Source organism: Sphingobacteriales bacterium, from assembly GCA_012517435.1.
Taxonomy (GTDB): domain Bacteria; phylum Bacteroidota; class Bacteroidia; order CAILMK01; family JAAYUY01; genus JAAYUY01.
In genome coordinates this window covers 1-6596 of the sequence record JAAYUY010000081.1, presented here as the reverse complement: position 1 = coordinate 6596, position 6596 = coordinate 1, and the positions used below count along the sequence as shown (strand labels likewise).

The 6596-nt window shown below is 33.7% G+C and carries 6 protein-coding genes and 1 pseudogene; 1 reads left to right on the top strand and 6 read right to left on the bottom strand.

Going from position 1 to position 6596, the window contains the following annotated elements:
- Positions 1-200: 200 nt before the first annotated feature.
- From GX437_04695 to GX437_04680, 4 genes are all read right to left on the bottom strand, one after another.
- A complete protein-coding gene (locus GX437_04695) occupies positions 201-800 on the bottom strand; it encodes a hypothetical protein (protein ID NLJ06951.1) in 600 nt (199 codons plus the stop codon).
- Positions 797-1303: a hypothetical protein gene (locus tag GX437_04690; protein ID NLJ06950.1), complete on the bottom strand. Its 507-nt coding sequence runs from the start codon at positions 1301-1303 to the stop codon at positions 797-799. The genes GX437_04695 and GX437_04690 overlap by 4 nt, the downstream gene beginning before the upstream one ends.
- A 503-nt stretch (positions 1304-1806) precedes the next feature.
- Positions 1807-3954: a TonB-dependent receptor gene (locus tag GX437_04685; protein NLJ06949.1), complete on the bottom strand. Its 2148-nt coding sequence runs from the start codon at positions 3952-3954 to the stop codon at positions 1807-1809.
- Between the two features lie 137 nt (positions 3955-4091).
- Complete coding sequence (locus GX437_04680; GenBank protein NLJ06948.1) at positions 4092-4616, bottom strand: hypothetical protein; 525 nt, start codon at positions 4614-4616, stop codon at positions 4092-4094.
- A 240-nt stretch (positions 4617-4856) separates the two neighbouring features.
- Between GX437_04680 and GX437_04675 the strand changes: the two are divergent.
- Positions 4857-5092, top strand: a pseudogene (locus GX437_04675) (group II intron reverse transcriptase/maturase).
- 157 nt (positions 5093-5249) lie between these two features.
- On the opposite strand, the gene GX437_04670 reads toward GX437_04675, so the two are convergent.
- Together GX437_04670 and GX437_04665 are read right to left on the bottom strand one after the other, a co-directional pair.
- Positions 5250-6026 carry a hypothetical protein gene (locus GX437_04670; GenBank protein NLJ06947.1) on the bottom strand — a complete coding sequence of 259 codons (777 nt, stop codon included), beginning with the start codon at positions 6024-6026 and terminating at the stop codon, positions 5250-5252.
- A 3-nt stretch (positions 6027-6029) separates the two neighbouring features.
- Positions 6030-6434, bottom strand: coding sequence for a hypothetical protein (locus GX437_04665; protein NLJ06946.1), 405 nt, complete (start codon positions 6432-6434; stop codon positions 6030-6032).
- Between the last annotated feature and the right edge of the window lie 162 nt (positions 6435-6596).

Here is a 6596-nt window from a genome sequence, read left to right as displayed (position 1 = left end):
TTATGAAAGTATGCTTGATTATTACCTGAAAGTTTATACTGAGCAATGTCGAAGTGTATCCCCATTATTTAGTGAACCGCTGTCCCGATATCTATCGGGACGAGACCCATACGTATCCCGATGCATCGGGAGTGTGAGAGGCTTTCCCCACTATCGAAAGGTGGCGGGGCAGACTACTCGATTAGCTGCTGCCTTTCTTGTCATTTTTTTGATTTTTTCTTGTAATTGTTTTCTGTCAATTGTTTGAGTCTTGTTGTCGCTATTTTGAAATGTTTTAATAAGGTTTTTTTAAGGTTTTTAATTTCTTCGTCATTATTTACATCCTGCAAGGAAATTACTGTGTCAAAATTAATTCCGTGTCTATATGTTCTTGCCGACACATTACCTAGTATTAGAAAAAGAAATTGACAATAAGGAAAAATCGTTTTAATCATTTCGGCTTTCTGCGAGTAGGTCAATATTTCGTGTGTATTTGGCTGACCTTTCTTTAGTTCAAGGATTACAAATGGTAAACCTGCGTGATGGGAATTTTGCCCGCTATCTTTTTCAAGAACTATATCAATCAATGTATCTCCGTCTTTTGTTATTTTACTGTCTTTTTGCTTTACAGTCTTATCAAATAATATTTTATAAATGGTTATATCTTGTTTGAAACACCATAACTCAAGTTTAGTCTTATCGTCCGTTGGAATATAAATATGTTTATATGGCACAGGAACTTCTGTGTCAATTAGAAAGGGTTGTTTTACAATTCCTTTTAGCTTTTTAATAAGTATGTCTCGAAGTTCCGTCTCGTTCATTTTTTCTTTTTATCTTCTATCTTTCTAATCTCGGTCAAGTAGCTATTTGCAACAAATAGAGCAAAATTTCTCAATTGCATTGTTGTCCAAGTTACCTGAAGTTCTAAATTGTTTTGGTTGTATGTGTTTATGTCTTTAATTGTTACACTTTGCCATTTACCGTTATTACCAACACAATCAATTTGTTGATGTGATACTCCATTTCTAACTTTTTTAATAAGATTTTTCAAGCTTTTGTTGTCAGTAACCCAATTATTATTTCTGCGTTTAGTCGGGTTAAAGGTTGCTTTGTCTAATAATCCTTTTAGCTCTTTAAATTCAGTGCAGTCTTTTTCAAAAAAACTTCGAGACCTTCTTTTGTAATACTCAGAAGGTAAAACTATTAATCCTAACAGGCAGTTCAAAAGCAAGGTTATACTATACGTTCCTTTATATTCTTCGATTACTTTTTTCGTCCTTTCGATGAATTCTATGTCAAAAATTTCGTTCTTAATTTCTCCCATTTTTGTATTGTTTTATTGTTGTTATGGTTCTTGTCTAAGGTTGCAGCTAACGTCAGTCTGTGCAAAAACTCACTCAGGTTATTAATAATTTGTGAACAAATATAGGGAAAGATTTGATATGTGAACAAAATTGTATTAATATCTTTGAAGCATGGCAACATTAATTGGAAATTATAACTGGCAACCGGACTATTCCGGTTTTCATTTTTTGTCAGTTTTGAGGTCATTTTTCAGCTCATTCAGGCTTCGCCAATTTTTCCATATGATTTTTACTCCCCAAAAATTGCTCGTCTTATATCGCATCTAATGAAGCATGAAATTCTCTGACTTCGAATTTCTCACTAATTATTTTTAAAAAATGAGTTTTTGCACAGTCTGACTATTCAAATGTAGGAAAAGTGCCGCTTACATCTTTATCATTGCGTAAAACCCGTAGGGCTTAGCATACGAATATAAGCGGCATTTTTCTTACACGCTGTTACTAAACGTATTTTTGTCCGAATTTAGAATCTGATTTTTATACTACCAAATAATTCTCTCCCCGGACCAGGTTGATAAGAATTACCATCAGGGTCTGGCTCAGTAAATACCATATATTTTTGACCTGTCAAATTTCTTGCAAAAACACTACATTCACCTTGAAGCCCTTTAAATTCCCATTGATACGAAATTCTGGCGTGGTATAAATTAAAACCATCCTGCCAATTCTGATAGATAGTCGGGTCTAATTCTCCATGGTATGCTTTGGCATCAGTATATATGGCCCATTTTGATTGATACTCTGTTCCCAGACTTATTTTGAAATTTTTGTTTATGTTATAGACGATTTCGCCATAAAGCTGGTGTTTGGGTGAATTTGGTAACCATTGTCCTTCAGCGGGAGGTGCAGTTAATACATAAGTAGTATCGGTATAAATAGGATCAATAGATGCTGAAGTATATTTATAATCTGCATAAGTATATGCTAATTGCAAAGTCAGATTCTTAATAATTCTATATGAAATGAAGGTTTCCATACCTATTCGTTTGCTATTGCCGGCATTTCCATAAAATACTTCTTGATTCCCTCTTCCCGACTGTTTAAAACGAAAGAAATCATTTTTGGTGTTCATCAGAAATCCTGTTAATTCATAATAGATTTTCTGCCCTAAAAAGCCTCGTGCACCAATATCAATACACGTTGAAGTTGCCGGAACCAAATGAGTATTAAAGCCAGAATATCCAACCGGATTGCTTGCCAATTCTTCAGTCGAAGGAGGTATAAAACCCTGACTCCAGTTGGAGAATAGAGTAAAAGCATCCATAAAATTATAACTTGCTCCAATTCTAACCGTTGCCCTATTAAAATCCTTGCTGGTAAGGGCTGAATCACCTCTGATCATTTTGTTTGTTAATTCGTTGTTCATAATGTCATAACGAACACTTCCGATCAAGGTAAATTTCTTTACTTCCATATTATATAACGCAAAAAGCCCAAGATTATCTTGAGTGATAATCTGATTTGCAAGCAGGCTATCTGTTTCAATATTAGTTTGATCAGTGCTTTCAACTCTATTTGGATCTGGTGCACTAGCCAATTTATACATATTGATGTTTTGATATTTATATTCTACTCCAACACTAACATTGTTTTTGATATTGCCGCTTGTCAGGTGAAAATTATTTTGAAAATGAACTCCGGGATTGGTAATATCCCTGTATTCAGCACACTTATTACTTGTTTCCTTATACCTCCATGACCGTAAATAGGAAGTTAGTTCCATATCGTAGAACTTGTTAAATTTATAATTGCCATGAATACCAATAGTTGTTCTGTTTGTTTTTTGGTACTCATTAAAGGGGCAAGCATCGGGGTTCGCTTGTCGTAGATTATCAAACTGACCAAGGTTCAACCCTTCCGGATTTTGTTGAAAATAATCTGTATGTGAAATAATCTGTGTAATAGATAATTTCTGAGATGGATGGAAATTGATTTTTTCATAAAGTTTATTACTCCAAAATGCTTGATGGTCACGGTAACCATCACCATCTGTTCTTGAAAAACTTATCCTATAATCAATAATATCCTTACTACCATCAAATTGAAAAAGTGTTTTTGAAAATCCATTAGAACCAACAATTTGATTTATTTCACCTGCAATTGGTTTTGTCCCTCCATTGCGGGTAAAGATATTTAATACACCACCACTGCTGCTGCTACCATAAAGACCTGCTGCCGGTCCTCTTAATACTTCTATCTTTTTGACAGTAGCCCAGTCCACATCATATAAATCAGGGGCAAATCCTGATGGGTCATTAACAGGTATTCCATCTATTAAAACCCCGATTCCACGTAATCCGCGCTCAGTTAAAATTCCTTGTCCTCTTATTGAAAGATGAACACGCTCTCCATCATGTTGATTATCAACTCGTACACCGGGTACTAATCTCAATGCCTCTTCAACAGCGATTGATTTGGGTAAAATTGATAGCATTTCAGTTGTAACCAGTGAAATTGAACCGGGATTATTTTTTAATAATACCGGTAATTTGTTAGCTGTGACAATTACCTCTTGCAGGTTAATTGTTTTACTTGTATCAGGCATTTCGTTTTGCCCGAATAGATTATAAACACACATTATTAGTGCAATTAAAATTATTTGTGATTTCATACTTTTACTATTTAAATAAGGTTCAGAAAAAAAGTTATAATGGAATATAAAACAGCAGAACCTCTAACTGTAATATTTCCATAATACAAGAAACACCTTTCTGATGCTCAGCATTAATGTGAAAAAATGAATAGAAATTATGCCATCTTAGGCGGAGGTGAAGGAATAATAATGTAATTAACGAGTATTTTGTAAGAATTTTGAGGATAGATATAATCAGAGCAATATAATTCTATTGGATAATTAAATTGTTGAAAAAATAACTTGACATTTTTAACTCGTTTAATTTTTTCTTCTGTATTGTTTTTCTTCTGTGTTTTTTGGTAATGCGCTATTAACTGTTTTTCTTTAATATCACAAATGCAGTAGTAGTAATTTTTATGACCCTTATTCTTTATTTTTACGACATCATACATTTCCCCTTTATATTTGAATTCCTTTTTTGGTTTTATCCATTGAATTTCGGTTTCATTATCGGCTGATGTTACAATAAGGGTTCGTTCTTCGTTTTTTAATTCTTTTTTGATTTGTAGTTTTATTTCTTTTTGTATTTTTTGCTGTAATGCGTAAAACAATATCTGATAGCCAAAAATATTGAATAAAAAAACGGGGATTAAAATGATTGAAATGAATTTTCCTATATTCAATATTTCTCTACTCATTTCTATCTAATGTTATTTTAAATATGTTTGGTAACGCCAATCTGTGGAAAAACTCATTAAAGTTATTAATAATTTGTGGACAAATATAGGGAAAGATTTGATATGTGAACAAAATTGTATTAATATCTTTGAAGCATGGCAACATTAATTGAAAACGAAAGGACAGCAGGTAACTGAACTATTCCTGAAAATTTCTGTTTCTAGTTTTTAAAAAAGAACTTTTGCAAGACAGAATGCTTGATACGAAACCGCATCAGATACTGCATATGGCACGACTGGAAAAAGCCCGAAAGGAAAAGGAAAAACCTGATTCGATTGGGAGTTGACCATCAATACCGATGCATATCGGGACATTCAGCAGAACTCGAAAAGGTGGTTGGGCAGTGGCTCAAAGTCCGATTTTAACAACAACAATTACTTTAGAACGACTTGCTAAACGTGGTTACGAAAGTATGCTTGATTATTACCTGAAAGTTTACACGAGCAATGTCGAAGTGTTTCCCCATTATTTAGTGAACCGCTGTCCCGATATCTATCGGGACGAGACCCGTACGTATCCCGATGCATCGGGAGTGTGAGAGGCTCTCCCCACTATCGATAGGTGGTGGGGCAGTCTACTCGATTACCACCAGTTTATTTGTCATTCTTGGTTTTCTTAAAATAATCATATGCTTTTTTGATTCTTTCAAATAGACCAACATCTTGGAATAAAATTCTTCCAATTATATTCATTGTCCCATCTAATTTTAAAAAATTATCCTTAATGCTTTGAGGAATTTCTTTTGAGTTCAAATAAAAGCTGTACATAAACCCATCAACAAGTATGTTTAAAATATCAGATTGTTCGTTTTTTGTTAAAAATGGGTCAAGGATAAATCCTTCTGCAATTATTGATTTCTTGTACTTTATTATCTGCAACAAGCACCCTAAATCATCATAGTCCAAGGGATTTTCAGAAAGGATTGCTGTTCTTAACTTTTCTTTAGTATCGTCTGACACAGTTGGCGAATAGAACGATGATGATATTATTATTCTATAAAGAATTGACAATAAGAAAATTTTAAACTCTTTATATGAAAAGCCTGCATATTCATATAGGAAGTATTGTTGGTCAGGCGTTTCTGACGCTTTTACTATATAGGCTTTATTTCGTTTGTTCTTTCCGTAAATGGTTTCAGCTGCATAATTCTCGTATCTACTCAAAAGTACTTCGCAGTCAGCGCAGAAAAGATATTCCCTAATTCCTTTTTGGTTGATTTTTGTCGATGAGTCTTTTTCATTATCAAGATTAACCCTTAATGTATAAAATCTTTTTGGATTTGGGTCGTAAAGATTTTGATACATAAACTCAGGAAGAATATGAGAGTGCCTTAACTCTTTCTCCTGTAAGCAAAGCTTACAAATAGCCATAATTTATCGGTTTATGTTAATGTCATATTGAAATTGATTAGGATTTTGTCGAATTGTTATAGGTAAGTCACCTGTTCCCCATTCTTCAACCTTATCATTTTTAAATTTCACGTGTTCATAGTGGTCAAAAACACAACCAAGCGAAGGATAACTTGTACAATCATAAACTTTAAAAACCCATACTTCCCAAACATCATTTCCGTGTTTGAACATTTTTGTATGTTCAGGTCTGCCACCTTGAACAGGTTTACCATTTTTATCAGTCCATCCTGGTTGGCTCCATTGAATAAACTGTTGTTTTGTCATACCACGACTTAAGGAATAAAAACTTGTCGAGGTACGATAGTACGTTGATGCACAAGATGACATCAAAATTGCAGTCAAAATAATCAATGTTAATCTTTTCATTTTCTTTCGTTTTTAAATTGGTGGTAACGTTTGGCAATAAGAAACGTAGGGCATTTCGAAGCACCTATCTGTCAAGCTACCAAGCCGTTTAATAAAAGTTATGTCGTTCAAATTTAGCAATTTCCGCCCTATGTTTTTTATTGCGTGTTGTATGCCGTGCTT

Excerpts from the sequence above, each read along its gene's own strand:
- GX437_04695 (NLJ06951.1), bottom strand. The coding sequence starts at position 800 with ATGAACGAGACGGAACTTCGAGACATACTTATTAAAAAGCTAAAAGGA.
- GX437_04690 (NLJ06950.1), bottom strand. The coding sequence starts at position 1,303 with ATGGGAGAAATTAAGAACGAAATTTTTGACATAGAATTCATCGAAAGG.
- GX437_04685 (NLJ06949.1), bottom strand. The coding sequence starts at position 3,954 with ATGAAATCACAAATAATTTTAATTGCACTAATAATGTGTGTTTATAAT.
- GX437_04680 (NLJ06948.1), bottom strand. The coding sequence starts at position 4,616 with ATGAGTAGAGAAATATTGAATATAGGAAAATTCATTTCAATCATTTTA.
- GX437_04670 (NLJ06947.1), bottom strand. The coding sequence starts at position 6,026 with ATGGCTATTTGTAAGCTTTGCTTACAGGAGAAAGAGTTAAGGCACTCT.
- GX437_04665 (NLJ06946.1), bottom strand. The coding sequence starts at position 6,434 with ATGAAAAGATTAACATTGATTATTTTGACTGCAATTTTGATGTCATCT.